23 protein-coding genes and 1 tRNA gene are annotated in these 26,495 nt (G+C 48.5%); 22 read left to right on the plus strand and 2 right to left on the minus strand.

Annotated elements, in window-relative coordinates:
- Positions 1–10: 10 nt before the first annotated feature.
- From ACTRDR_RS06470 to ACTRDR_RS06515, 10 genes are all read left to right on the plus strand, one after another.
- Positions 11–145: a hypothetical protein gene (locus tag ACTRDR_RS06470; protein WP_440526562.1), complete on the plus strand. Its 135-nt coding sequence runs from the start codon at positions 11–13 to the stop codon at positions 143–145.
- Positions 146–217: 72 nt separating this feature from the next.
- Complete coding sequence (locus ACTRDR_RS06475; protein WP_440526563.1) at positions 218–799, plus strand: chromate transporter; 582 nt, start codon at positions 218–220, stop codon at positions 797–799.
- Entirely contained in the window at positions 796–1,374 is a 579-nt protein-coding gene (locus ACTRDR_RS06480; protein ID WP_440526564.1) for a chromate transporter, read from the plus strand. Before ACTRDR_RS06475 ends, ACTRDR_RS06480 begins: the two co-directional genes overlap by 4 nt.
- Before the next feature lie 95 nt (positions 1,375–1,469).
- Positions 1,470–2,732: a histidine--tRNA ligase gene (gene hisS, locus ACTRDR_RS06485; RefSeq protein ID WP_440526565.1), complete on the plus strand. Its 1,263-nt coding sequence runs from the start codon at positions 1,470–1,472 to the stop codon at positions 2,730–2,732.
- A 26-nt stretch (positions 2,733–2,758) separates the two neighbouring features.
- Positions 2,759–4,522, plus strand: coding sequence for an aspartate--tRNA ligase (aspS, locus tag ACTRDR_RS06490; protein WP_440526566.1), 1,764 nt, complete (start codon positions 2,759–2,761; stop codon positions 4,520–4,522).
- 76 nt (positions 4,523–4,598) lie between these two features.
- A complete protein-coding gene (locus ACTRDR_RS06495; RefSeq protein ID WP_440526567.1) occupies positions 4,599–5,333 on the plus strand; it encodes a 4'-phosphopantetheinyl transferase family protein in 735 nt (244 codons plus the stop codon).
- A gap of 24 nt (positions 5,334–5,357) precedes the next feature.
- Entirely contained in the window at positions 5,358–7,115 is a 1,758-nt protein-coding gene (locus ACTRDR_RS06500; protein ID WP_440526568.1) for an ABC transporter ATP-binding protein, read from the plus strand.
- Positions 7,115–8,860, plus strand: a complete 1,746-nt coding sequence (locus ACTRDR_RS06505) for an ABC transporter ATP-binding protein (protein WP_440526569.1) — start codon at positions 7,115–7,117, stop codon at positions 8,858–8,860. The genes ACTRDR_RS06500 and ACTRDR_RS06505 overlap by 1 nt, the downstream gene beginning before the upstream one ends.
- A 133-nt stretch (positions 8,861–8,993) precedes the next feature.
- Positions 8,994–9,257, plus strand: a complete 264-nt coding sequence (locus ACTRDR_RS06510) for a hypothetical protein (RefSeq protein WP_440526570.1) — start codon at positions 8,994–8,996, stop codon at positions 9,255–9,257.
- Positions 9,258–9,697: 440 nt separating this feature from the next.
- The gene (locus ACTRDR_RS06515; RefSeq protein ID WP_440526571.1) at positions 9,698–11,026 is read left to right on the plus strand and encodes a glycoside hydrolase family 3 N-terminal domain-containing protein; all 1,329 of its coding nucleotides are present in this window, start codon (positions 9,698–9,700) and stop codon (positions 11,024–11,026) included.
- 376 nt (positions 11,027–11,402) lie between these two features.
- Here the strand turns inward: ACTRDR_RS06515 and ACTRDR_RS06520 are convergent.
- Positions 11,403–11,474: transfer RNA gene (locus tag ACTRDR_RS06520), tRNA-Gly, on the minus strand.
- Positions 11,475–11,609: 135 nt separating this feature from the next.
- Positions 11,610–12,677: an acyltransferase family protein gene (locus tag ACTRDR_RS06525; RefSeq protein ID WP_440526572.1), complete on the minus strand. Its 1,068-nt coding sequence runs from the start codon at positions 12,675–12,677 to the stop codon at positions 11,610–11,612.
- 170 nt (positions 12,678–12,847) lie between these two features.
- Between ACTRDR_RS06525 and ACTRDR_RS06530 the strand changes: the two genes are divergently transcribed.
- The 12 genes from ACTRDR_RS06530 to ACTRDR_RS06585 all read left to right on the plus strand — a co-directional run bounded on the left by ACTRDR_RS06530 (position 12,848) and on the right by ACTRDR_RS06585 (position 26,488).
- Positions 12,848–14,455, plus strand: a complete 1,608-nt coding sequence (locus ACTRDR_RS06530) for a diguanylate cyclase (protein ID WP_440526573.1) — start codon at positions 12,848–12,850, stop codon at positions 14,453–14,455.
- A gap of 40 nt (positions 14,456–14,495) precedes the next feature.
- Positions 14,496–16,256: an ABC transporter ATP-binding protein gene (locus ACTRDR_RS06535; RefSeq protein ID WP_440526574.1), complete on the plus strand. Its 1,761-nt coding sequence runs from the start codon at positions 14,496–14,498 to the stop codon at positions 16,254–16,256.
- Between the two features lie 24 nt (positions 16,257–16,280).
- On the plus strand, positions 16,281–17,882 hold the full coding sequence (locus tag ACTRDR_RS06540; protein ID WP_440526575.1) for an MBL fold metallo-hydrolase RNA specificity domain-containing protein: 1,602 nt from the start codon (positions 16,281–16,283) through the stop codon (positions 17,880–17,882).
- Positions 17,883–18,066: 184 nt separating this feature from the next.
- Entirely contained in the window at positions 18,067–18,915 is an 849-nt protein-coding gene (gene thyA, locus ACTRDR_RS06545; protein WP_440526576.1) for a thymidylate synthase, read from the plus strand.
- Positions 18,916–19,026: 111 nt separating this feature from the next.
- Positions 19,027–19,521, plus strand: a complete 495-nt coding sequence (locus ACTRDR_RS06550) for a dihydrofolate reductase (protein WP_022153191.1) — start codon at positions 19,027–19,029, stop codon at positions 19,519–19,521.
- Between the two features lie 12 nt (positions 19,522–19,533).
- Positions 19,534–20,475, plus strand: coding sequence for a hypothetical protein (locus tag ACTRDR_RS06555; RefSeq protein ID WP_440526577.1), 942 nt, complete (start codon positions 19,534–19,536; stop codon positions 20,473–20,475).
- Positions 20,476–20,634: 159 nt separating this feature from the next.
- Positions 20,635–21,690 (plus strand): branched-chain amino acid aminotransferase, encoded by a 1,056-nt coding sequence (locus tag ACTRDR_RS06560; protein ID WP_440526578.1) that lies wholly within the window; start codon positions 20,635–20,637, stop codon positions 21,688–21,690.
- 162 nt (positions 21,691–21,852) lie between these two features.
- A complete protein-coding gene (gene fdhD, locus ACTRDR_RS06565) occupies positions 21,853–22,671 on the plus strand; it encodes a formate dehydrogenase accessory sulfurtransferase FdhD (RefSeq protein ID WP_440526579.1) in 819 nt (272 codons plus the stop codon).
- Between the two features lie 76 nt (positions 22,672–22,747).
- On the plus strand, positions 22,748–23,947 hold the full coding sequence (locus tag ACTRDR_RS06570) for a molybdopterin molybdotransferase MoeA (protein WP_440526580.1): 1,200 nt from the start codon (positions 22,748–22,750) through the stop codon (positions 23,945–23,947).
- 107 nt (positions 23,948–24,054) lie between these two features.
- Positions 24,055–24,183, plus strand: a complete 129-nt coding sequence (locus ACTRDR_RS06575) for a hypothetical protein (protein ID WP_440526581.1) — start codon at positions 24,055–24,057, stop codon at positions 24,181–24,183.
- A gap of 154 nt (positions 24,184–24,337) precedes the next feature.
- On the plus strand, positions 24,338–25,429 hold the full coding sequence (gene mobB / locus ACTRDR_RS06580; RefSeq protein WP_440526582.1) for a molybdopterin-guanine dinucleotide biosynthesis protein B: 1,092 nt from the start codon (positions 24,338–24,340) through the stop codon (positions 25,427–25,429).
- Positions 25,430–25,468: 39 nt separating this feature from the next.
- On the plus strand, positions 25,469–26,488 hold the full coding sequence (locus tag ACTRDR_RS06585) for a molybdopterin-binding protein (protein ID WP_440526592.1): 1,020 nt from the start codon (positions 25,469–25,471) through the stop codon (positions 26,486–26,488).
- The last annotated feature ends 7 nt before the right edge of the window (positions 26,489–26,495 follow it).

The following is a 26,495-nucleotide window of genomic DNA, read 5'->3' on the forward strand; positions in this document are numbered from 1 at the left end:
GTATAGAAGCGTGATAAAGCAGAAGTGCGGACAGAAGCAGAGAGTAGACATTGTAAGAGCACTCTGCATGCAGCCGAAGACAGAGAGAGCAAAACAGGTTTTGAATGTGTTTACGTTTGAACATGTGGAGAATCATGCAGAGTAAATCAATGATACAAAAGGCCTTCCGGAGAACTCCGGAGGGCTTTTACGAGTTAACATAAATAGGAGACAAGATATGTCGGAAAAAGATACCCCAAATTTCAGACTGAGATTATGGAAATTATTCCTGTCCACATTATATTTAAGTGCATTCACCTTTGGCGGCGGTTATGTGATCGTCACCCTGATGAAGAAAAAATTCGTGGATGAATACCACTGGATCGAAGAAGACGAAATGCTGGATCTGGTGGCCATCGCCCAGTCCTCGCCCGGCGCGATCGCAGTCAACGGAGCCATTGTGGTGGGGTACAAGCTGGCCGGGATCCCGGGGACACTGGTGGCGATCCTCGGAACGATTCTGCCTCCTTTTGTCATCATTTCCGTGATCTCCATCTGCTACAATGTATTCCGCAGTAACTTCTTCGTGGCGCAGATGCTGTCGGGTATGCAGTCAGGAGTGGGAGCCGTAATTGCTTCCGTGACCTATGACATGGGAGCACCTATCGTAAAAGAAAAAGATCCCATGTCACTTGTTATCCTGTTAGGAGCTTTTCTGGCAGCATGTATTCTGGAGATCAATGTGATCTACATTGTGATCGTCTGCGGACTGCTTGGTGTGGCACGGACGCTCCTTGCTAAAAGGAGGACCGGAAAATGATCTATCTGCAATTATTTTTAAGCTTTCTGCAAATAGGAATGTTCAGCTTCGGCGGCGGTTATGCCGCAATGCCGCTGATCCAGGGGCAGGTGGTCACACTCCATGGGTGGCTTACCATGTCGGAATTCACAGATCTGATCACGATTTCACAGATGACACCGGGACCCATTGCAGTGAATTCCGCTACTTTTGTGGGAATGAAGATCGCCGGGATTCCCGGAGCTATTGTGGCTACGGCAGGATGCATCCTGCCGTCCTGCGTCATTGTGACGATCCTGGCAAGACTATACCTGAAGTATCGTAACCTGGATCTGATGCAGGGAGTGCTGAAATCTCTGCGGCCGGCTGTGGTGGCCATGATCGCATCGGCAGGGATACTGATCCTCAAAAATGCATTCTGGGGAAGTGGGGAGAGCATCTTACTGACGGGAACTGAGTGGAGCATGGTAGTGATCTTCGGAATCTGTGTGCTGCTGCTTCGGAAGACGAAATTAAATCCTGTATGGGTCATGGCGCTGGCGGGTGTCATAAAAGTGGGAATTTCTATGATGCTCCGGGGAACCTGTTTCCAGTAAAAGCTGGAACCGTGAGGGTTGACAGCGAAACGGAAAAAAAGTATCATATATAAGATATTGAGCAATTCATCATAAGAGCGGAAGGGTAGAAGACCATGGCACTTAGCAAGAAGCCCACAACGGGCATGAAAGATATCCTGCCGGAGGAGATGCAGATCCGTGATTACGTGATCAGCGTCATCAAGGACACCTACGGCAAATTCGGTTTTACTTCCATTGAGACTCCCTGTGTGGAAAATATTGCAAACTTAAGCAGTAAGCAGGGTGGCGACAATGAGAAGCTGATCTTCAAGATCTTAAAGCGCGGCGAGAAGCTGAACGTGGCAGCCGCAACCACAGAGGAAGAGGTAGTGGACAGTGGTCTGCGTTATGACCTGACGGTGCCTCTGGTACGTTATTATTCCAACAACGCGGCAGCTCTGCCGTCTCCTTTCAAGGCATTGCAGATGGGCAATGTATGGAGAGCGGACAGACCCCAGAGAGGCAGATACCGTCAGTTCATGCAGTGTGATATCGATATCCTCGGTGAGCCATCTAACTTAGCAGAGATCGAACTGATCCTGGCGACCACCACCACACTGGGCAGGCTTGGATTTAAAAATTTCCAGATCCGTATCAATGAACGCCGTATTCTGAAGGCAATGGCTGCTTACAGCGGATTCCCCGAAGAGTCCTATGACAGCGTATTTATTACTCTGGACAAAATGGATAAGATCGGCCTGGAAGGCGTGGAAGCAGAGCTTTTGGAGAACGGTTTTGATAAGGCATGCGTAGACAAGTATCTGGAACTGTTCAAGGGACTGGAAAGTGCAGAGGACGGTGTGGCTTATCTGGCAGATACGCTGGAAGGATTCTTAGAGCCTGAGATCGCCCAGAGTCTCAGAGAGATCATGGACAGCGTCAGAGCGACGAAGGCTTCCGATTTCGAGATCGTGTTCGACGCTACGCTGGTAAGAGGTATGTCTTATTATACCGGAACCATTTTCGAGATCGCTATGCCGGAATTCGGCGGCAGCTGCGGTGGCGGCGGACGTTACGACAAGATGGTCGGCAAATTTACCGGCAATGATGTGCCCGCCTGCGGATTCTCCATCGGCTTCGAACGTATCATCATGCTGCTCATGGAGAGAGGATTCAAGGTGCCCACGAGACCGAAGCAGGTAGCATATCTGATCGAGAAGGGGGTCAGCGGCGAAAGGCTGTGTGAAGTGATCGCACAGGCGCAGGAAGCCCGTAAGGACGGTACCCAGGTACTGGTAGCCCGCATGAACAAGAACAAGAAGTTCCAGAAGGAACAGCTGAATAAGGAAGGCTACGAAGAATTCGTGGAATTCTATAAGGAAGAATTAAAGAGATAAAAGAAACAGACGAAGGAGCAAAAGCAATGATTCAGTCCAGAACACATAACTGTAATGAACTTCGGATCGGCAACGTCGGTGAGAGAGTCACCCTGGTCGGCTGGTTCGAGAACATGAGAAAAGTCAGCAAAAATCTCGGCTTTGTCATTCTGCGTGATTTCTACGGAACCACTCAGCTGGTAGTAGAGACCGAGGAAATGATGAATGTCATGGATGGCATCAACAAGGAATCCACCATCTCTGTGGAAGGTGTGGTAAGAGAGCGTTCCAGCAAAAATGCAAATCTGCCTACCGGTGAGATCGAAGTAGTGCCCGATAAGATTGAGATCCTGGGAAAGTGTATTTACAATGCACTTCCTTTCGAGATCAATCAGTCCAAGGATGCAGACGAAAATGCCCGTCTGAAATACCGTTACCTGGATCTGAGAAATCCGAACATGAAGAAAAATATCGTGATGAGAAGCCAGATCGTGGCAGAACTGCGTCAGAGAATGTATGCGTTGAACTTCATGGAGATCACCACTCCTATCCTGACCTGTTCTTCTCCGGAAGGTGCGAGAGATTATCTGGTTCCCGCCAGAAATCATCCCGGCAAGTTCTATGCACTGCCCCAGGCACCCCAGCAGTTCAAGCAGATCCTGATGGCATCCGGTTTTGACCGTTATTTCCAGATCGCTCCCTGCTTCCGTGATGAGGATGCGAGAGCAGACCGTTCTCCCGGAGAATTCTATCAGTTAGATATGGAGATGGCATTCGCTTCCCAGGAAGATGTATTCTCCATCGTAGAGCAGGTACTTCCTCCCGTATTTGAAAAGTACGGCATTTATAAAGAAGCTTCCAGGGCGCCTTTCGTACGCATCCCCTATCTGGAGGCTATGGACAAGTACGGTTCCGATAAGCCGGATCTGCGTATCGATCTGGTACTGACCGATGCTACGGAAGTAATGCAGGGCTGCGGCTTTGCTGCTTTTGAAGGTCAGACGGTAAAGGCTATCGTAGTAGATGATTTCACCGCTACCCGTAAGCAGATCGACGCGATCTGTGCAGAGGTAGAGGTACAGACTGCACGTAAGGGCTTCTGGTTCCGCGTAGATGAGAACGGAGAGTTCGTAGGCGGTATCTCTAAGTTCTTACAGGATCGTAAAGAAGAAGTCATCAAGGCACTTGGTCTTAAGAACGGTGACTTTGTCGGTCTTGCCGCAGGCAAGAAGCTGGAAGCACAGAAGACAGCAGGCGTATACAGAAAGCTGTTGGGTGCAGCAAGTGAGAAACATATGAAGAAGGATTGCTATGAGTTCTGCTGGATCGTGGATTTCCCGATGTATGAGATCGGCGAGGAGTCCGGAGAACTGGAATTCTGTCATAACCCGTTCTCCATGCCCCAGGGTGGTATGGACGCACTGAACAATCAGGATCCCTTAGAGATCCTGGCATACCAGTACGATCTGGTCTGCAACGGTGTAGAGTTGTCTTCCGGTGCGGTGAGAAACCATGATCCGGAGATCATGATCAAGGCATTTGAGCTGGTGGGCTTAGGCGAAGCCGATGTGAAGGCTAAGTTCCCTGCCATGTACAATGCATTCTGCTACGGAGCACCTCCTCATGCAGGAATCGCTCCCGGCGTAGACCGTATGATCATGCTGATCTGTGGTGAGGAAAGCATCCGTGAGATCATTCCTTTCCCGATGAACAAGAACGCAATGGATATTATGATGGGAGCACCGGGCACGGTAGAACAGAAGCAGTTAGACGAACTGCATCTGGCGATCACCGCAAAACCGGAAGAATAATCATAAGGCTGTCGCAAGAATTTTCATGCGACAGCCTTTGTGTTGAATAGATATGGCGATTTGCAGGGAGAAAGACATGGCTGTAGGAATTTATGTATTGCATCTGCATTCGGCACAGGAAGAGGCGAGACGGAGTTTCTTACGGGAAGCGGCAGAGTGTGTGGATGAGGTGCGACGAAAAAAGACAGAACGGTTAAAGGGTACCGGAGCCAAAGCAGCCAGTCTCGGCGCCGGAATGCTGTTGCAAAAGATAGCAATGGATCTGACAGAAGGCATTGAGAATACCGATATCCTGTTCCTGGAAGAGGATGAACTGCTTGCAGTGCTGCAGGCGCGGATGCTCAGAGAGCAGACGCCCCCCTTCTCTTTTTCCTATGAATATGGAGAACAGGGCAAACCGCAGATTGTAAATTTCCCGAAAAAATTTAATCTGTCTCATTCCGGAGACTATGTGGTCTGTGGGGTCAGCGACGGAGAAGTGGGAGTGGATATCCAAAAATGGGTTCCCTTCAAAGAGCGGACGGCAGAGCGTTTTTTTGCCAAGGAAGAGTGGAAACTGCTGCAGGAGACGGACGTGGAGAAACGGACCGAGCTGTTCTACCGATTGTGGAGCAGAAAAGAAGCCTACGGCAAATATACCGGTCAGGGGATCGGCAGCGTCGTGGGAGAAGACTTTTCCGACGAGCGCAAATGGAAGGAAAAGAAGATCTGCTTCCGGGAACAGATTTTGGAAACGGGGTATTCGCTGGCGGTCTGCTACGGAACAGCAGAAGTGTTAAATTCAAGGAAAACGGGAAATAGTAAAACATAGAAAATGCATAGAAATGAGGACTTTATGAAGCAATTAATAATGTACCTAAAGGATTACAAGAAAGAGTCTATCCTGGCACCGTTGTTCAAGCTGCTGGAAGCGTTTTTTGAACTGATGGTTCCTCTGGTAATGGCAAATATTATTGACTATGGTATTTCCAACCGGAGCATGGGTTATATCGGGAAAATGGGACTGCTCCTGCTGCTCCTTGGCATAGTGGGACTGGCATCGTCCATTACGGCGCAGTTTTTCGCGGCCAAGGCGGCAGTGGGATTTTCTACCAAGCTGCGCCAGGCACTGTTTAATCATATCGAGGATCTGAGTTTTACGGATATTGATAAGGCTGGAACTTCCACCATGATCACCCGTATGACCAGTGATGTGAACCAGGTGCAGTCCGGTGTGAACATGACCTTACGTCTGTTCTTACGTTCCCCGATCATTGTATTCGGTGCCATGATCATGGCATTTACCATTGATGTGAAATGTGCACTGATCTTCGTGGTGGCAATTCCATTATTGTCCGTTGTGGTATTCGGCATTATTTTATCCACGATTCCCCTGTACAAAAAGGTGCAGTCCAAGCTGGATCAGGTGCTGGGCATTACCAGAGAGAATCTGACCGGCGTCCGTGTCATCCGTGCGTTCCATCAGGAAGCCAAGGAAGCGGACCGCTTCCGGGAGAATAACGAAGCATTGTCGGCCATGCAGATCTTCGTGGGCAAGATCAGCGCCTGCATGAATCCTGTGACCTATATCATTGTAAACGGAGCCATCATTGCTCTGATCTATACCGGTGCCGTACAGGTCAATATCGGTAACTTAAGCCAGGGTGAGGTGGTAGCGATCATCAACTATATGAACCAGATCCTGGTAGAGCTGGTGAAGCTGGCGAATCTGATCGTGACCATGACCAAGGCATTGGCGTGCGCGGAACGTGTAGCCAGCGTGTTTGAGATCGGTGCCGATGCAACAGAGGATGAGAAAAAAGCAGCTCTGGATAACAGTATTGCTGCAAAAGTGGATGAAAAAGCCCCTTTTCTGAACTTCAACCATGTATCCCTGACTTATCAGGGAGCCGGTGCACCGACTTTACAGGATATCAATTTCACCGTAAACCGTGGCGATACCGTAGGTATCATCGGAGGTACCGGTTCCGGTAAGACCTCCCTGGTGAATCTGATCCCCGGTTTCTATCCGGCGACGGAGGGTGAGATCCTGTTGGAAGGCAGAGATATCCGGACCATGAGTGATGAGGAACTGCGGGGACGCATCGGTGTCGTGCCGCAGAAGGCAGTCCTGTTCAAGGGAACGATCCGCAGTAACCTTCAATGGGGCAAGCCGGACGCTACCGAAGAGGAGATGTGGAAAGCACTGGAGCTTGCACAGGCATCGGAAGTGGTAGACGGTAAGCCCGGAAAGTTAGATGCAACTGTGGCACAGAACGGCAAGAACTTCTCCGGTGGACAGAGACAGCGTCTGACGATTGCAAGAGCCTTAGTCAGAAATCCCGAGATCCTGATCCTGGATGACAGCGCCTCCGCACTGGACTATGCAACAGATGCAAAACTCCGTGCAGCACTTCGTACCTTGGAAGATAAGACCACAACCTTTATCGTATCCCAGCGTGCCTCCACGATCCGTCATGCGGACAGGATCATCGTTCTGGATGATGGAGAGATCGCAGGTATGGGAACCCATGATGAGTTGTTAAAGGATTGCACCGTATATCAGGAGATTTATTATTCCCAGTACCCTGAACAGAGAGGAGGTGTCCGGTAATGCAGAAGAAAAATAACAAAGAGACGATGAAGCGGGTATTGAAATATATCCGGAAATATACACCGGCACTGGTACTTTCCCTGCTGTTAGCAGGCCTGACTGTGTTACTGACCTTATATATCCCTATCCTCACCGGTAATGCGGTGGATCTGATCATCGGCAAGGGACAGGTAGATATGGCCGGTATCTTTGCCATTATGAAAAAAATTGCCATCGTCATGATCATCACAGCGGTAGGCCAGTGGGTCATGAACACCTGCAACAACTATATTACCTACCATGTGATCCGGGATATCCGTACGGACGCTTTTGCAAAGCTGGAGATCCTGCCCTTAAAATATCTGGATGCCCATGCTTACGGTGATATCGTGAGCCGTGTCATTGCAGATGTAGATACTTTCGCAGATGGTCTGCTGATGGGATTTACCCAGTTATTCACCGGTGTACTGACAATTCTGTGTACGCTGGGATTCATGCTGGTGACCAATGTGCCCATCACACTGGTAGTAGTATGCATCACTCCGGTATCCTTCCTGGTGGCAAAATTCATTGCAACCAAGACCTACTTCATGTTCAAGGAGCAGTCCGAGACCAGAGGCGAGCAGACCTCCCTGATTGAGGAAATGATCGACAACCAGAAGATCGTAAATACCTTTTCCAGAGGAGAAGCGGTGAAGAGCAAGTTTGGAGAGATCAACGGCAGATTGCAGAAATGCTCTCTGAAAGCTATCTTTTTCTCCTCCATTACGAACCCGGCGACCCGTTTCGTTAACAGTCTGGTATATGCGGGTGTCGGCGTATTTGGTGCGCTCGTAGCGATCAAGGGCGGTATCAGCGTAGGTCGTCTGTCCTGCTTTTTAAGCTATGCGAACCAGTACACCAAGCCCTTTAACGAGATCTCCGGCGTGGTAACAGAATTGCAGAATGCTTTTGTCTGTGCCGGACGTATCTTCGAACTGATCGACGAGGAGCCCCAGGTACCCGATGCTGCGGATGCAAGAGTATTAGAAGAGGCTCAGGGCAACGTAGATCTGAAGGATGTATATTTCCAGTATGTACCGGAGAAGAAGCTGATCCAGAACTTTAACCTGCAGGTAAAACCCGGTCAGAGAGTTGCTATCGTAGGTCCTACCGGATGCGGTAAGACCACTGTCATCAATCTTCTGATGCGCTTTTACGATGTGAACTCCGGTTCCATTAAAGTGGACGGCACCGATATCCGGGACATTACCAGAGGAAGTCTCCGTACCAATTACGGTATGGTATTGCAGGAGACCTGGCTGCGTTCCGGTACCATCCGTGACAATATCTGCATGGGTAAGCCGGATGCCACAGAAGAGGAAATCATCCGAGCGGCGAAGGCTTCCCATGCCCACGGCTTCATTAAACGTCTGCCCAAGGGGTATGACACCGTGATCACTGAGGACGGCGGCAGCCTGTCCCAGGGACAGAAACAGCTCTTATGCATTACCAGAGTTATGCTGTGCCTGCCTCCCATGCTGATCCTCGATGAGGCAACCTCCTCCATCGATACCCGTACCGAGATCAAGATCCAGAATGCCTTTGCTACGATGATGGAAGGCCGCACCAGCTTTATCGTAGCCCACAGACTCTCCACCATCCAGAGTGCTGATGTCATCCTGGTAATGAAAGACGGCAATATCATCGAACAGGGCAACCATGAAACCCTCCTGGCACAGGGCGGATTCTACGCGAACCTGTATAATAGCCAGTTTGCCGTGTAACGAGACATGCAAAGGCAAGGAAACTACCACTCAATGGGGAGCTTGCTCACCAGGGAGTGGTAGTTTTTTTGACTTTATACGGCGACAGCCGTCATCCACCGAAAGCCCGCCAGGGCTTTTGGCGGATGCAGGCATGGCTCGTTACACGATCTCGGCAGCGGCGCGCCCTTTGCCCTTTTCTTTTCCAAAAAAACAGAAAATATGTCGAAAAATATCAAAAAATGTAAAAATATACCAACATAATAAAAATATTGAAAATAAATTAAAATATTTCGAGAAATGTGTTGACAAATGTGCAACCTTGTATTATATTAAACTTAACAAAAGAGAAACGGAACAACCCAACAACGAAGGTTGGGAGAGAAGTACAAAAGAATCTATAGAAAGAGAGGTATAGTCCACCTAACAAGTAAAGTCCTACCACAGTCTTCCATGATGTACAACTGAATAGAACTACCAAAGAGAACCAATTTATATAGAGAACATCAAGTACACAGAAGAAAAAGTAATGACCAACAGAAGATAAGAATTATCTCACATTACAGTACATACGTACAAAAGAAAAGTGGAAAGAGAACAAAAGACAAAATGGAAGATCAAATTTAAGAAAGAGAGGGCAAGCCATTGGAGCCTGTAGTCTGAGAGGGCGTACTGATTGAAAGAATGATCGGTACGCTCTCTTATTGTTGTACAACTATTCAGATTGAACAACTATTCAGAGCCTCATTCGCAAAATCGCATCTTCGATGCTTTTCTTTTGTTGTACAATTTTCCAGTGGAAAAACCTACCGATATCATGTACAATAGAAAAGTAGTACAGATAGAGGAGTTATAAAAATGGATACAAACGAACAGAGACAGGAAAATCAGCAGAACAGACGGGAAGAAAGACATAAGAGACGGCAGAGAAGCCAGATCATTGCATATACAGTCGTGGGAATTATGATCCTGGTGCTGGCAGCGGGAATTGCTTTTGCTGTAAGCAAGATCACCGGCATGAGCCGCGATCAGCAGGAACAGCAGAATAAACTGGATGATATCATAGCTTCCGAGGAGACCATCACGGCACCTGCTACGGAACCGGTGGAGACCGTACCGGAACTGACAAATGAACAGAAGCTGGATAAGATCATAGATGAAGCCATCATTCAGAACCTGCCCCTGGAGGACAAGGTAGCAGGATTATTTATCACCACGCCGGAATCCATCACCGGTGTATCTGCGGCAGTGCAGGCAGGAGACGGAACCAAGGATGCATTATCCAAATATCCGGTAGGCGGTATCGTCTATGCGGCGAAAAATATTCAGTCCGCAGACCAATTAAAGCAAATGATCGACAATACGAAGCTGTATACCAGCTATCCACTGTTTATTGCGATCGACGGAGAAGGATCCGGAACCGACGCTGTGGCAGCGGCAGGCCTTGGAACGAAGACCGATTCCCCGGAGACCATCGGCGCATCCGGAGATGCCAACAACGCCTATACTGCCGGAACCACAGTGGGCAGTTACCTGGCAGAGCTTGGTTTCAATCTTGATTTTGCCCCTGCGGCAGATCTGAAAGTAGTGGATGGAAATGCGGCAGGCAGCAGCTCCTACGGCACGGATGCGGCAACGGTAGCCTCTTTTGTGACCGGCATGCAGACAGGATTGCAGGAACAGAAAGTAACAGCTGCTATCGGACATTTTCCCGGTATCGGCAGTACGACCCAGAGCACGAAGAATGGCATGGCTTCTACGGACAGAAGTGCGGAAGATTTCAGAGCCAATGAATTTGCAGTATTCCAGAGCTGTATTGATTCCGGTGAGACCAAAATGATCACCGTCAGCAATATGGCAGCACCTTCCCTGACAGGAGACAATACTCCTTGCTCCCTGTCCGGTGCGGTGGTAACGGATATTTTACGAAATGAACTGAATTTCCGCGGTGTGATCGTATCCGGTGCCATGAACCAGGCGGCAATCACGAACTATTACGGAGCCGATGAGGCAGCAGTACTGGCACTGCGTGCAGGGTGCGACATGATCTATGCGCCGGAGAACTTCGAGACCGCATACAACGGAGTACTGGAGGCAGTCCAGAACGGAACCATCTCCGAGGAACGCGTGAACGATTCCCTGCGTCGGATCTACCGCATCAAATATGCAGATAAAATCGAGCAATAGAAAAATGCTTATTCATCTTTTTTGTGTTATAATACCTTGAACTCAGAAACATTGTAACAGATTGGAACATTTTATAAAAAGAAAATCATTATTTTTATTAGCAGCATTCACTGTGTCAGCTACATTATTATCTGGTTGTAAAGCATCTGATTCAGTAGATAATTCAGCGGTAAAGAGTGAAGCAATAGAAATTTATCTGATGCAACATGAAAAAGCCCCCTTTTGAAAAATCAAGGGGTAAGAAGCGCGAGACGGCGCACGAGGTCCGGGGGACCTCGGACTGCGCGGACCGAAGCGGAGCGTAGACATCGAACTTTCGAGCCCTGCCAGGGCTCGAAAAAAAGAACGATACCGATTTGGTATCGTTCTTTTTTCAAGCGCGAGACGGGGATCGAACCCGCGACCCCCTCCTTGGCAAGGAGGTGCTCCACCGCTGAGCCACTCGCGCATGTCTTACAGACAAGTTATAATATACTATGGAGAGTTCTAAATGTCAACAGAAAAAGTGTGCATCTTTTTAGATAATTGCATATACAATTTGCAAAATATTCAAATGACAGAATCGGTGCTACAAGGGAAATGCTCAGTGCAGCAGTTTCTTCCGCAGCCATCCGGAGAATTTTTGCTCCACAACGATCCAGGACAGGTAAGCCAGTCCGATACTCAGCGCCACACTTAAGATCACACCGATGACAGACATTACAGACAGGGTGGAGAAGTCAAACACCGCCCGATCTAAGAACATTACCGGATAGTAATGCACCAGATAAAGGGAATAACTGATATTTCCCATAAGGATGAAAAAGCGGGGCAGAGAGAGCTTCAGCCCGGCCAGGAAAGCTAAAACCAACAGTACAAGTGCCGGAAGTCCCCACAGCGGAAGCCTGCGGAAACCGATCACATTGATCCTGGGGGTGAAAAATGCCAGCAGACAAAAAATCACCGGAATGCTTACCGCAGACAGCACACTTACAGCCATCGGCACCGGATGCTTTAAATGTCTGGTATATAAGAACCGCAGCAGATAATAAGCGAGGATTCCAAAGATGAATTCCAGCATGACAGGATCACCGTAAAACATAAGAACAGGAGAAAGTATCCCACCTATCGGAGACTGCCAGGAGGAAATCACCGGAGCACATATCTGGACTGCCCCTACCAGAACGACCAGGAATGCACTGCAGATCAGACCACGATATTTCATGCTGATATGAAAGGCAATGAAAAATAACAGATAGAACAGCATTTCACAGTTGATAGTCCATCCGATCCGCACCAGAGGCTGGATAATTCCACCACCGATATCAAAAGGAATAAACAGCAGGCTCTTGACCAGGTAGGAAAGATTGTGTCTGGTCTGCTGGAACATGGACGGGAAGAAAAGCAGCATTGCGTAAGTGCCGAACGTCATCAGATAATACAGCGGCAGAATCCGGATCAGCCGTTTGCGGAAGAAGTATTTTGTACTTTTTTCCGTGGTGAACATGATCATAAACCCACTGATGCAGAAAAATATGTCTACCCCGAAGGCACCGAAATTTAAGAAACGGACATGTTGGAACACCACAAAAAGAGCAGCCAGACCGCGTAAAGCCTGGATGCTGTCAAAATGCAGATCTTGAAATCTCTTGTTTATTGCGATATTTTCCATAAAAATCATACCTTTTTCTTACTTATTTCCGAAACATATTCTCATTCTAACATTTTTTTAAAGAATAGGGAAACATTTTATCTATTCCGTAAAATAACTTGCGCACCGGGGTATAAAATAATACAATGATAAGGAGTAAAGCATTGGGGAATTGACAGGATGGGACAAATATGAGTGTAGACAGACAGCAGATGTTAGAGACAGCAGAACGGTTAAACCAACAGATGGCAGATGGGATCCCATATACCTGGGAGACACTGGAACAGGCATTGTCCTTTGTGACGGAGGAGAGGGATAGGGGAATCCATGGAAGAATCTGTTATTTTGCAGCCTTTTATCATCTGGATGCAGGAAATCAGGAACAGTGCCTGAAGTATCTGGACGAAAGTGTGAGATGTCTGCTGGGAACGGATCAGGAGATTCACGTAGCCAGGGTCTATAATATGATCGGTATCGTGGCACATATGCAGAACAATCTGTCTCTGGCCATGGAACAGTATGGCAAGGCATTGGATTATACAGCGAAATACAATGATAAGATGGTACATAGTATTGTATTAAGTAATATGGCAGATGCATATTATCTTATCGGAGTCTATGACAGAGCTGTGCAGTGTTATAGGGAATGCATCCGTGAATTTGAAAAAGCAGGAGATGACAGCATTTACAGCCGGATCAATTTCCGGAAAATGTTGTCAGAGTATGGCTGTTGTCTGCTGCATCTGGATATGAAGCAGGAGGCAATGGATGTATGCCGCAAATTGGAAGAAACCGGAAAAAGCGAGGAGATCATTCGGGGAACGAGACTTGCGGCAAATGTATTTTTTACGTATCTGGCAGAAAGTGAAGGGAACCGGGAAAAAGCGGCAGACCATGCAAGACAGGCTGTGATGGCATTGGAAGATATGCGTCAGGTATCTTCCGAATATGACAGTATTCAGAATCTCCTCCAATATATGGAAAAGACCGGTAATATAGAATTGCTGCAGGAGGTACTGGACTGCCTGGAGCCCAAGGCGGCAATCGAACAGAATAGGAGTCTGCTGCTGCAGCTTTTGTTGTTACGTCTGCGTTATTGTAGTGCACAAATGCCCATAGAGGAATTCCGTCAGGCTACAGAGACTTTTTTCCACATCAAGGAAAGCAGCGAAATGATCGAGAGCAATCAGGTCATGTATATGCTGGAGTTGCGTAAGCGCCTGCAGGCGGCGGAAGAGGAGCAGCGTGAGCAGACGAAGAAGAGAAATAAATTACTGTATCAGTCAGAGCATGACGAATTGACAGGGCTGTACAACAAGAGAAGTCTGAACCGATATCTTGAGGATGTCTTTGAAGCTTGCAAATTAAATGAGAAAGAACTGGGAATTCTATTTTTGGATATTGATTATTTTAAACAATTAAACGACCGGTACGGGCATGGAAAAGGGGATGAAGGAATCTGCGCAGTGGCAGATGCGTTGAAAAAAATATTCCCGGAGGACTATGTGGCGCGTTATGGAGGGGATGAATTTCTGGTAGTAATGCCGGAGCGTGATCTGGCCTACGCAATGGAACATGCAAAATTGTTGTGTGCCGGTATCCGGGAATGTAAAATTCCCAATGAAGATTCCGAAGTGGAACCGTGGCTTACAATTTCTGTAGGTGGTGTCTGTGCTATTCCGAGGGAACCAAACCGGGTGTGGGATTTCCTGTCTGCAGCGGACAATACATTGTATGAACAGAAGAAAGAGCAAAAGGGGAAAGTTCGTTTTTACCAGGGAGAGGGAAAATATTTATAAGAAACATTTATAGAAATGATCAAAAAGGAATTTAGTAGCAATGGAGAATAAACAATATACTACCCGCGAACTGTTTCGCAGATTTGCACCTTATTTTAAAAAATATCGTTTTACGCTGTGCATGGATCTGTTCTGTGCAGCGTTAACCACGGTCTGCGAACTGGTACTGCCGTTAATTATGCGTTATATTACCAATGAGGGGTTGCGGGATCTGGCTGCCCTGTCGGTGAAGACCATATTTACGCTGGGCATTTTGTATTTCGGACTTCGTATCGTGGACTGCATCGCCAGCTACTATATGTCCGATATGGGACACGTCATGGGAGCGAAGATCGAGACGGACATGCGCAGAGATGCGTATAATCATTTGCAGAAGCTGTCCAATACCTACTATAACAATACCAAGGTCGGTCAGATCATGGGACGGATCACCAATGACTTATTCGATGTGACGGAATTCGCCCATCATTGCCCGGAGGAATTTTTCATCGCCGGGATTAAGACAGTGATCTCTTTTGTCATTCTGGTAAATATCAATCTGCCGCTGACTTTGATGATCTTTTTATGTGTACCGCTTATGTGCGGCGTGTGCATGATCCTGAATTTCCGGATGCGGAGCGCTTTCCGTAAGCAGCGCAACCAGATCGGCGAACTGAATGCCCGGATCGAGGACAGTCTCTTAGGACATAAGGTCGTTAAGGCGTTTACCAATGAAGAAGTGGAGAATGAAAAGTTCGAGAAGGACAACGGTACCTTTCTGGATATTAAGAAGCTGACCTACCGTTACATGGCGGCATTTAATACCACAGTCAAGCTGTTCGACGGACTGATGTATCTGGTAGTCCTGGTGGCAGGCGGTATCTTCATGGTAAGAGGCAGGATAGCCGCCGGTGATCTGGTGGCATATATGCTGTATGTGTCCACACTGATCGCAACGATCCGTCGTATCATCGAATTCGCCGAGCAGTTCCAGAGGGGTATGACCGGCATCGAGCGTTTTTTACAGATCGTGGATGCGGATATCGAGATCTTTGACGAGCCGGATGCGGTTGAACTGAAAGACCCGAAGGGAGAGATCTCTTTTGAAAAAGTAAGTTTTGAATATCCGGATGATCACAACAAGGTATTTACGAATCTGAACCTGCAGATCCATGCGGGGGAAAAGGTGGCGATCGTCGGCCCCTCCGGTGGAGGAAAGACGACACTGTGCAATCTGATCCCCAGATTCTATGATGTCTCAGAAGGAAAGATCCTGCTGGATGGTCAGGATATCAAGCATTTCACGTTAAAGAGCCTGCGCGGCAATATTGGTATCGTGCAGCAGGATGTATATCTGTTCTCCGGTACGATCTATGAAAATATTTCCTATGGACGTCCGGGAGCTTCCAAAGAAGACGTGATCAAGGCAGCAAAGCGCGCCGGAGCACATGATTTTATCATGGGCCTGAAGGATGGCTATGATACTTATGTGGGAGAACGTGGTGTGAAGCTGTCCGGTGGACAGAAGCAGCGGATCAGCATCGCCAGAGTATTTCTAAAGAATCCGCCTATTATCATACTGGATGAGGCTACTTCTGCACTGGATAATGAGAGTGAATTTGCGGTGGCGAAGTCCTTGGGAGAGCTGTCGGAGGGACGCACGACCCTGACCATAGCCCACAGACTTTCCAGTATCCGTAATTCGGATAGAATCCTGGTGCTGACAGACGATGGTATCGTGGAGGAAGGCGATCACGACCAGCTCATGGAACAGAAGGGAATTTATTATCAGTTCTATGAAACAGCCAATGCTTTGAAATAATATTACAAAAACGGAGGTAGAGCTATGAAACTTGTGTTTGTGGGGGCAGACCATGAAGTAACCGGAAGCTGTCATTATCTGGAGGTTGCCGGGAAACATATTTTAGTGGACTATGGTATGGAGCAGGGCATCAATGTATTTGAAAATGTGCCACTGCCGGTGGCGGAATCCATGATCGATTATGTATTCCTGACCCATGCCCATGTGGATCATTCGGGCCTTCTGCCGCTTCTGTATGCCAGAGGCTTCAGAGGACAGATATATACCACGGATGCTACGGCGGATCTGTGCAGCATTATGCTGCGTGACTGTGCACATATCCAAACCGCCGAAGCGGAGTGGAAGAATCGTAAGGCAAAACGTTCCGCGAACAATGCTGTGGTGGAGCCGCTGTATACCATGGAGGATGCAGATGGTGTGATCCGCCGGTTCGTTCCCTGCCATTACAATACGATCGTGGAAGTATGCGAGGGAGTAAAAATTCGTTTTACGGATATCGGACATCTGCTGGGTTCCGCCAGCATCGAAGTCTGGCTGACGGAGGACGGTAATACGAAAAAAATCGTATTTTCCGGCGACATCGGCAACAAGCACCAGCCGTTACTTAAGGATCCGACACCTACGAAGGAAGCGGATTATGTCGTGATGGAGTCTACCTATGGAGACAGACTGCATCCGAAGGATAAGCTGGATTATGTGGCAGAACTGACCAAGGTGCTGCAGGAGACTTTAGACCGGGGCGGTAACGTGGTGATCCCGTCCTTTGCTGTGGGCCGTACCCAGGAGATTCTGTATTTCCTGCGGAAGATCAAGGTAGGACGCCTGGTAAAGGGCCATGAAGATTTCCCGGTGTATGTGGACAGTCCCATGGCGGTAGAGGCTACCGGCGTATTCCAGGAGAACAGGTGGGAATGCTTCGATGAGGAGGCTATGGAATTCGTAAAAGAGGGCATTAATCCCATTGCTTTTTCGGGATTAAAGCTGTCCATCACCAGTGAGGAATCCAAAGCCATCAACTTTGACGAGACACCCAAGGTCATTATCTCCGCATCCGGTATGTGTGATGCAGGACGTATCCGGCATCATCTGAAGCATAATCTATGGAGACCGGAGTGTACGATCCTGTTCGTCGGCTATCAGTCGGTGGGAACACTGGGCCGGGCACTGGTAGAGGGTGCTGACGAGGTGAAGCTGTTCGGTGAGGCGGTTTCAGTGCGCGCCGAGATCCGGAAAATGACGGGACTGAGCGGTCATGCGGATAAGGAAGGTCTGATCGACTGGATTCAGGCCTTTGAAGAAAAGCCGAAGAAGGTGTTCGTGGTACATGGAGAGGACAGCGTATGTACTGGATTTGCCGAGTGCCTGAAGATCGAGTACGGACAGAGAGCCTATGCTCCTTACAGCGGTACGGAGTTCGACCTGGCAGGCAATAAGTTCACCTATGAGGCAGCACCTGTTGCCGTCCAGAAAAAGACGAAGCCTGCTACCGGAGTATTCGAACGACTGCTTGCCTCTGCAAGACGCTTATTGGCACTGGTTACGAAGAGCGAGGGTGTCATGACTAACAAGGATATGGCGAAGTTCGCGGACCAGATCAATTCCCTGTGCGACAAGTGGGAGATATAAAGTGCATCCATAGGAAGTATTTCTGACTGCTTGCAGGCGGGAAATACTTCCTATGAGAGGCACAAACAACCCTGAGTATGTAGGACGATAGTCCGGAATACGAAGGGGGGTACGATTTCGAGAGTGCGTAGCACGGAGAAATCGTTTATATATTTAGAAGACAGAATCAGAATAAGGAGACAACATGAGTTTAGCGGATCATATTTTTATCGATATGTGCAATGACATTTTAACCAACGGTACCAGCACGGAGGGCGAGAAAGTGCGCCCCCACTGGCCGGACGGCACTCCTGCCTACACCATTAAGAAATTCGGAGTGGTGAACCGGTACGACCTGTCAAAGGAGTTCCCAATCCTGACCTTGCGCCGGACGGCATTAAAATCCGCCACAGATGAGATGCTGTGGATCTGGCAGCGCAAGTCCAACAACATTCATGATTTAAACAGCCACGTCTGGGATGAGTGGGCAGATGAAAACGGCTCGATCGGTAAGGCATATGGCTATCAGATGCAGGTGAAGCATCAGTATAAGGAAGGCATGATGGATCAGGTGGACCGTGTGATCTACGATCTGAAGAACAATCCCTTCAGCCGTCGGATCATGACCAATATCTATGTGCATCAGGATCTGCACGAGATGAATCTGTATCCCTGTGCATATAGTATGACCTTTAACGTGACGCAGAAGTCGGGAGAGGACAGGCTGACATTGAATGCCATTTTAAACCAGCGTTCCCAGGATGTGCTGGCGGCGAATAACTGGAATGTTGTCCAGTATGCGGTATTGGTTCATATGCTGGCACAGGTATGTGATATGAATGTGGGAGAACTGGTGCATGTGATTGCAGATGCACATATTTATGACCGTCATGTGGATGCCATTAAAGAACTGATCAGCAGAGAGCCTTTCCCGGCACCGAAGTTCTGGCTGAATCCGGAGATCAAGGATTTCTATCAGTTCACACCGGATGATGTAAAGCTTGAAGGCTACCAGACAGGGGAGCAGATCAGGGATATTCCGATTGCAATCTGACATGAGTAAGTAGGGCGGTAGCCCGGAATACGAATATCAGTACGGTTTCGTGAGTGCGAAGCACGGAGAAACCGGTTATTATCATAGAAACAAACAGAAACGAGGTACACCATGAATTTAATTGTAGCAGTAGACAACAACTGGGCCATCGGCAGCAAGAACGAACTGCTGATCCGCATCCCCAACGATCACAAGCATTTCCGCGAAGAGACGACAGGTAAGGTAGTGGTTCTGGGACGCAAGACTTTGGAGACTTTCCCGCAGGGCATGCCTTTAAAGAACCGCATCAACATTATTTTGTCCAAAGATCCGAATTATCAGGTCAAGGATGCGATCGTGGTACACTCTATTGAAGAATTGCTGGAAGAACTGAAGAAATATGACGAAGAGAATATCTATATCATCGGCGGAGAGAGTATTTACCGCCAGATGCTGCCTTACTGTGACGTGGCCCATGTGACGAAGATTGACCATGCCTACGAGGCGGATGCCTATTTCCCGGATCTGGACAGCGATCCCGAGTGGGAGATCACCGCGGACAGTGACGAGCAGGTCTATTTTGACATTACCTATCAGTTCTTAAAGTACGAGCGCAAGAAAGCCTGAGTGCGGAAAACGATGAAAAAGAAGATATATTTGGCAGTTACGGTTTTACTGCTTACTCTGGCAGGAATATATGTGGCAGCCAGAATGATTCTGTGGGGTGGTCCCGTAAGTTTTCGCAGTTATGTGTTGTTACTGGGGGATCTGCTGTGTCTGCTGCTTCTCCTGTTTTATGTATATCTGAGAGTACCCATCAGGCTGCACCGGAAAATACGGGACAAGTGGGGAACTCCCGGGAAATGGGAGTGGCTGGAGGATATCGGCATTGCTTTGTGGGCAGTGCTGTGCCTGATCGTCACGTTTGCCGGAATTGCCTGGATTTGGTTTGAAAATGACATCCCTTCGGAGACGCGGCTCACAGAGAATCTGATCAGTGTGGAAGAGATGGAGTTCCCGGACAGGCACTGGTATTCCTACTGGCGCCCAGAGGGCGTGCTGTTTCGGAGAGAGACGGAGCTTGCCGGTGAGGATTACATTACTTATCTGACGGAATTGATGGACAAGGAAGAAAATACCCACCCGGAGGATGCAGAAACGGTAGCAAAGCAGGCGATGGAAGAACAGTGGCTTGCGGAATACTATGCGTCGGAGACGGAAACCGCGGAAGATGTACAGGATCCCTTAGAGCCTTACGCACAGGCAGTATATGATGCTGTGCTGCAACAACAGGGCTTTTCCTTCGAAGTCTGCTACAATGCCAAAGGCAATTTCTATCTGCAGCTGGGAGAACAGGAGCAGGCGGCATACACGCTGGTCTACAATCGTACCTCGCAGAACGGAAAATGTGAGATTTTCGTGCTGTACCGGAATCCGGAAGAGAATCTGTCCACAGAGGCAGCACAGATCGTGGAGTTTTATGCGGTCCGCAGTGAAGATCTGCAGGTCATTGCGGGGGATAAGACCGGATGGTCAGTGGTAGCGAACAGTGCATATCAGGAAGCTACCGGAGAAAAATAATTGTAGTGAATTTAATTTGAGTTTTCAGCTAAAAGGAGAAATGAGCCACATTTTCGCTGAAAAAAGCACTGGAAAGCATAAATGTGTATATTGACTTTTATTACAAATGGTATAATAATGAAAATCAATAAATTCTGTTAAGAGAAATCAACAGGCAGAGTGGTAAACCGAGGAAAGAAGGAATACAAAATGGAAAAGAAGAACATTGACTGGGGTAACATCGGTTTCGGTTATATCCCTACGGATTACAGATATGTGTCCAATTACAAGGACGGCAAATGGGATGACGGTCAGCTGACCCAGGACCCCAACATCGTATTAAATGAGTGCGCAGGTGTACTGCAGTATGCACAGACCGTATTCGAGGGTTTGAAGGCCTACACCACAGAAGACGGACATATCGTAACCTTCCGTCCTGACTTAAACGGTGAACGTCTGGAGTCTTCCGCAGCAAGACTGGAGATGCCCATTTTCCCCAAGGAGCGTTTCGTGGAAGCTATTACCGAGACTGTTAAGGCAAACGATGCTTTCGTGCCTCCTTACGGCAGCGGTGCAACTCTGTACATTCGTCCTTATATGTTCGGCAGCAACCCTGTCATCGGTGTAAAGCCTGCGGATGAGTATCAGTTCCGTATCCTGTGCACCCCTGTGGGACCTTACTTCAAGGGCGGCGTTAAGCCTCTGACCATCCGTGTCACCGACTTTGACCGTGCGGCACCTCACGGAACCGGTCACATCAAGGCTGGTCTGAACTACGCTATGAGCTTACATGCTATCGTATCCGCTCACAAGGAAGGCTACGATGAGAATATGTACCTGGATGCTGCTACCCGTACCAAGGTAGAGGAGACCGGCGGTGCGAACTTCCTGTTCGTTACCAAGGACAACAAGGTCGTAACTCCCAAGTCCGACAGTATCCTTCCTTCCATCACCCGTCGTTCTCTGGTATATGTTGCCAAGGAATATCTGGGACTGGAAGTAGAAGAGAGAGAAGTATACCTGGATGAAGTAAAAGACTTCGCAGAGGCTGGTCTGTGCGGTACCGCAGCAGTTATCTCCCCTGTTGGTAAGATCGTTGACCACGGCAAAGAGATCTGCCTGCCCAGCGGCATGACCGAGATGGGACCTGTCACCAAGAAACTGTATGAGACTCTGACCGGTATCCAGATGGGCAGGATCGAAGCTCCTAAGGGCTGGATCCATGTGATCGAGTAATCGCTGACAGAAGGCTTGGAATTGTTTAAAACAGGATAATCAAAAAATGCGTGTGGATCATCTCTGCACGCATTTTTTTTGCTTGCGATGAGCCGGAGTTTGATGTAAAATGTAAGTGCTTACATAGAAATGTTACTTTGAATGATGGAAAGAGAACGATAAATGCAGATCAATGACCGTATGGAACAACTACATAATGCAGTCTCACAGACTTACACCGCAGTGGAGCCGGACGGTCCCGGGAACTGTGGGAAGCAGGAAAGGGGCAGAAGCAGAGAGATTGTCTGTGAACATTTCCTGGATGTCTATGTGGACGAGCAACTGACATTCCGTCTGACCTGCACAGCCACGCATCTGCCGGAGCTGATACTGGGGAGACTTTTCACGGAAGGCTGGATTGAAAGCATCCGGGATGTGGAGAGCATTACGATCTGCGAGAGCGGTAGAAGTGCGAGAGTATTTTTACAGGAAAATTTACGGGGAAGCGACAGACAGATATCGACAGACAGAGAGGCTTCCTGCTGCATCGGGAATCTTACTTTTCTGGGAAAAAACGGGAAAAGACAGTTACGGGAATTACCCGGGACAGAATGGCAGAATGCGTGGGTATTTGCCCTGGCGGGAGAATTCGCCGGAGACAGTAAGCTGCACAGACAGACCGGAGGAACCCACAGCTGTTATCTCGGAGTAAGAGACAAATGCGTATGCAGCATGGAAGATATCGGAAGACATAACGCATTGGATAAATGTATCGGTTATGCACTTTTGAAACAGCTGGATCTGTCGGAGTGCATTTTGTTTACTACGGGGCGGGTTCCAACGGATATGGTACAGAAAGTGATCGCTGCCGGGATTCCGGTGCTGACGTCCAAGGCAGTACCTACGGATCAGGCGATAGAACTTGCCAAGAAGTACCATCTGAATCTGATCTGCAGAGCCTGGCCGGATCGGATGGAGATTTATCATGATGCAAGAAAGTAACTCTGAGAACGGACAGGGGGGACTGCTTCATTCCGACGGAATAGCACGGAAGGAAACACAGTGAGAGGAGTCGCACATGAAAGAATTGGAAGAATGTCTGGAGGCATTACTGGCAGAGGTAAAGCCCATAGAAAAAACAGAATATGTGGCACTTACGGATTCCTGTGACCGGATCCTCGGTGAGGATATTGTGGCGCAGATGATGATTCCTCCCTATCCGAAGTCTGCCATGGACGGTTATGCCCTACGGGCAGAGGATACGCTGGGTGCGGACAGAGAACATCCGGTTACTTTACAGGTCGTGGGAGAATTATTTGCCGGAGATTGCGCAGAGATTCCCTGTAGAGGAGGATGCGCAGTACGCGTGATGACCGGTTCTTATGTGCCGGAAGGATACGATGCGGTCATTAGACAGGAAGATACCGATTATGGCGAAAAACAGGTACAGATCTACCGTAGTGTTACAGCGGGAACAAATTATTGCTGTGTAGGAGAGGATATCCGTGAGGGTGAACAGATCCTTGCACGGGGGATACATCTGCGTGCACTCCATATGGGTCTTCTGGCAAGTCTCGGCATTCACAAGGTGCCGGTCTGTGAGCGGATAAAGAGTAGTATTCTATCCACAGGTTCGGAACTGATGGCACCGGGAACGCCACTTTTACCTGGAAAAATATATAACAGTATCGCTTATATGCTGCGGGCTTCCATGGAAAGACAGGGAATACAGGTGCCTTTCACGGAAATCTGCGGAGATGATAAAGAGATATTAAAAAAACAGTTAAAGAAGGCATTGGACGTGGCGGATATTGTGATCACTACCGGTGGGGTGTCTGTGGGGAAAAAGGATCTGCTGCCGGAAGTGCTGGAAGAACTGGGAGCGAAAAAAATATTTTCCCACGCCAACATCCAGCCGGGAACTCCGACGATCGGCAGTGTCCTGGATGGTAAAGCCATCTTAAGCCTGTCGGGAAATCCTTATGCGGCGTATGCCAATTTTGAGTATTATTTTTGGGAACTGGCAGCGTATTTGACACAGGATGCATCCTTGAAAGTGCGAAGAACGTACGCGGTGCTTTCGGACCCTTATCCGAAGGTGAATAAGCTCAGACGTTTTGTCCGGGCATATGCGGAGGAAGGCAGAGTGACACTGCCCACAGCAGTACATGCGTCTTCGGTGCTTTCCAACATGAGAGACTGTAATTGCTTTATAGATATAGAACCGGGGCGGGAACTGCACCCCGGAGATGAAGTGAAGATCCAATACTTTAAATGAAACAAAGGTCACAAGACAAATCGTTTCGACGTGCTTGCACGGGAGAAACGATTTGCCTTAGTGACCTGAACGATATGAGCATAAAAGTATAGCGAAAGCTATACGATATGCGAATAGCGTTAAGGATTGCGGGAGTGCTTGCACGGAGCAATCCTTATGGTATCATTACAGGCAACTACAAGGAAAAACGTTTCGACGTGCTTGCACGGGAGAAACTATTTGCCTTGGTGACCTGAACGATATGAGCATAAAAGTATAGCGAAAGCTATACGATATGCGAATAGCGTTAAGGATTGCGGGAGTGCTTGCACGGAGCAATCCTTATGGTATCATTACAGGCAACTACAAGGAAAAACGTTTCGACGTGCTTGCACGGGAGGAAGACTAAAAATGCAGGACATGCATAAATTTACCCTTGGTACAGCGGTCCTCGCCGGCGGCAGAAGCAGCCGGATGGGACAGAACAAGGTCTTAATGGAATATCAGAACCGCAGATTCTTAGACAGGATCTGTGAGGAACTGCAGGGGTTTGATGAGAAACCCTGTATTTCTGCTGCCATGCCCGGAGAATATGAGGATCTGGGGCTTCCCATTGTCTGTGATGAGCATCGCGAAATCGGACCTATGGAAGGAATCCGGCAAGTCCTGATCCACACATCCTGCGATTATGTGTTTGTCTGTGCCGGGGATATGCCCTTTATCACGGGAGATCTGGTGCGGTATATGGCAGAATTTATTTCCTCGGACTATGACTGCTATTGCATGGTGGATGAGGATCATATTCATCCGCTGTGTGCCATTTATTCGAAAAAAATACTGCCGGTGATAGAAGAACTGATCGAACAGGGGCAGTATCGCCTGATGCAGATCCTGCGCAGGGCGCGGACCAAATACATCCGTTTGGAAAGTAGCTGTTTTGATAAAAAGCAGCTGCGCAATATCAATACCAGAGAAGAATTCGAAAGTTTAAGCCTGCCGCTTATCTTCTGCGTCAGCGGCATCAAAGACAGCGGCAAGACCGGACTGATCATTAAGCTGATCAACGAGTTCATCCGGGCCGGATACCGCGTAGGTGTGATCAAACACGACGGGCATGAGTACGCCATGGATCAGGAAGGAACGGACACGTATCGTTTTACGGAAGCAGGAGCCCAAATCAGTGCTATTTATTCCGACACGCAGTCCTCTATGAACCGTAAGGGAAAAGTGACCGCGGAGGATATGATAGCTGCCTGCGGGGATGTGGATGTTCTGATCCTGGAGGGATTGAAGGATTCCACGTATCCGAAGGTTGAAGTGGTACGGAGAGCGGTGTCGGAGCATACGGTATGTGCCACAGAGCATCTGATCGCGGTTGCAACAGATGTGGTGATGCAGGATGCGGTGAACTGTCCTGTGTATGACATAAATGACATAGCAGGTATTTATACTTGTATTTTAGGATACTTTGGTATGCCTGGGAGAGTAGTGACAGAATCGTAAGGTCTTCCGGGGAAGGGTATCCCGGAAATGGAGATTACGATGAAACTGATCAGAACAGAAGATGCAGTGGGACAGGTGCTGTGCCATGATATTACCCAGATCATTCCGGGAGTGGTGAAGGATGCCGTGTTCCGTAAGGGACATATTATCACGAAAGAGGATATTCCCGTATTGTTATCTGTGGGTAAGGAACATCTCTATGTGTGGGAAAAAAAGGAAGGTATCCTGCATGAGGACGAGGCAGCGGTAATTTTACGGGATCTGTGCATCAATGACAATATGACTGCCAGTGAACCGAAGGAAGGCAAGATCGAGATCCGGGCAGCAGCAGACGGATTGCTCAAGATCAATTCCGAAAAATTACGTGCGGTGAACGGACTGGGAGAGATGATGATCGCCACCATTCACGGCAATTTTCCGGTGAAAGCCGGAGACAGGCTGGCGGCCACGCGCATTATCCCACTGGTGATCGAAGAGGAAAAAATGAACCGGGCAAAGGAAGCAGCCGGTGGGGAACCGCTTCTTAAGATCCTGCCCATGTCCCATAAAAAGGTGGGGATCGTCACCACCGGCAGTGAAGTATTTAAAGGCAGGATACAGGATGCTTTTGGACCTGCTATCCGGGCAAAGCTTGCGGCATATGATACGGAAGTGATGGGACAGGTGATCCTGGATGACTGTCAGGAAGATATTTCGGCAGCGATTCTTAAGTTTGTCCGTCAGGACGCAGACATGGTGCTGTGTACCGGCGGTATGAGCGTGGACCCGGACGACAGGACACCGGGAGCGATCAAAGCTACGGGAGCGGATATTGTGTCTTATGGGGCACCGGTGCTTCCCGGAGCCATGTTCCTGTTATCTTATCTGGGAGAGATTCCGGTGCTGGGACTGCCGGGCTGCGTGATGTATGCGGGACGCACGGTATTTGACCTGGTACTGCCGAGAGTACTGGCAGGAGAACGATTAACGAAAGCTGATCTGGACAGCTACGGAGAGGGCGGATTGTGCCTGAATTGTGAAGTATGTCACTTCCCCAATTGCGGCTTTGGGAAACAGTAAACAACAG

This window comes from Simiaoa sp., assembly GCF_051972595.1.
GTDB lineage: Bacteria > Bacillota > Clostridia > Lachnospirales > Lachnospiraceae > Acetatifactor > Acetatifactor hominis.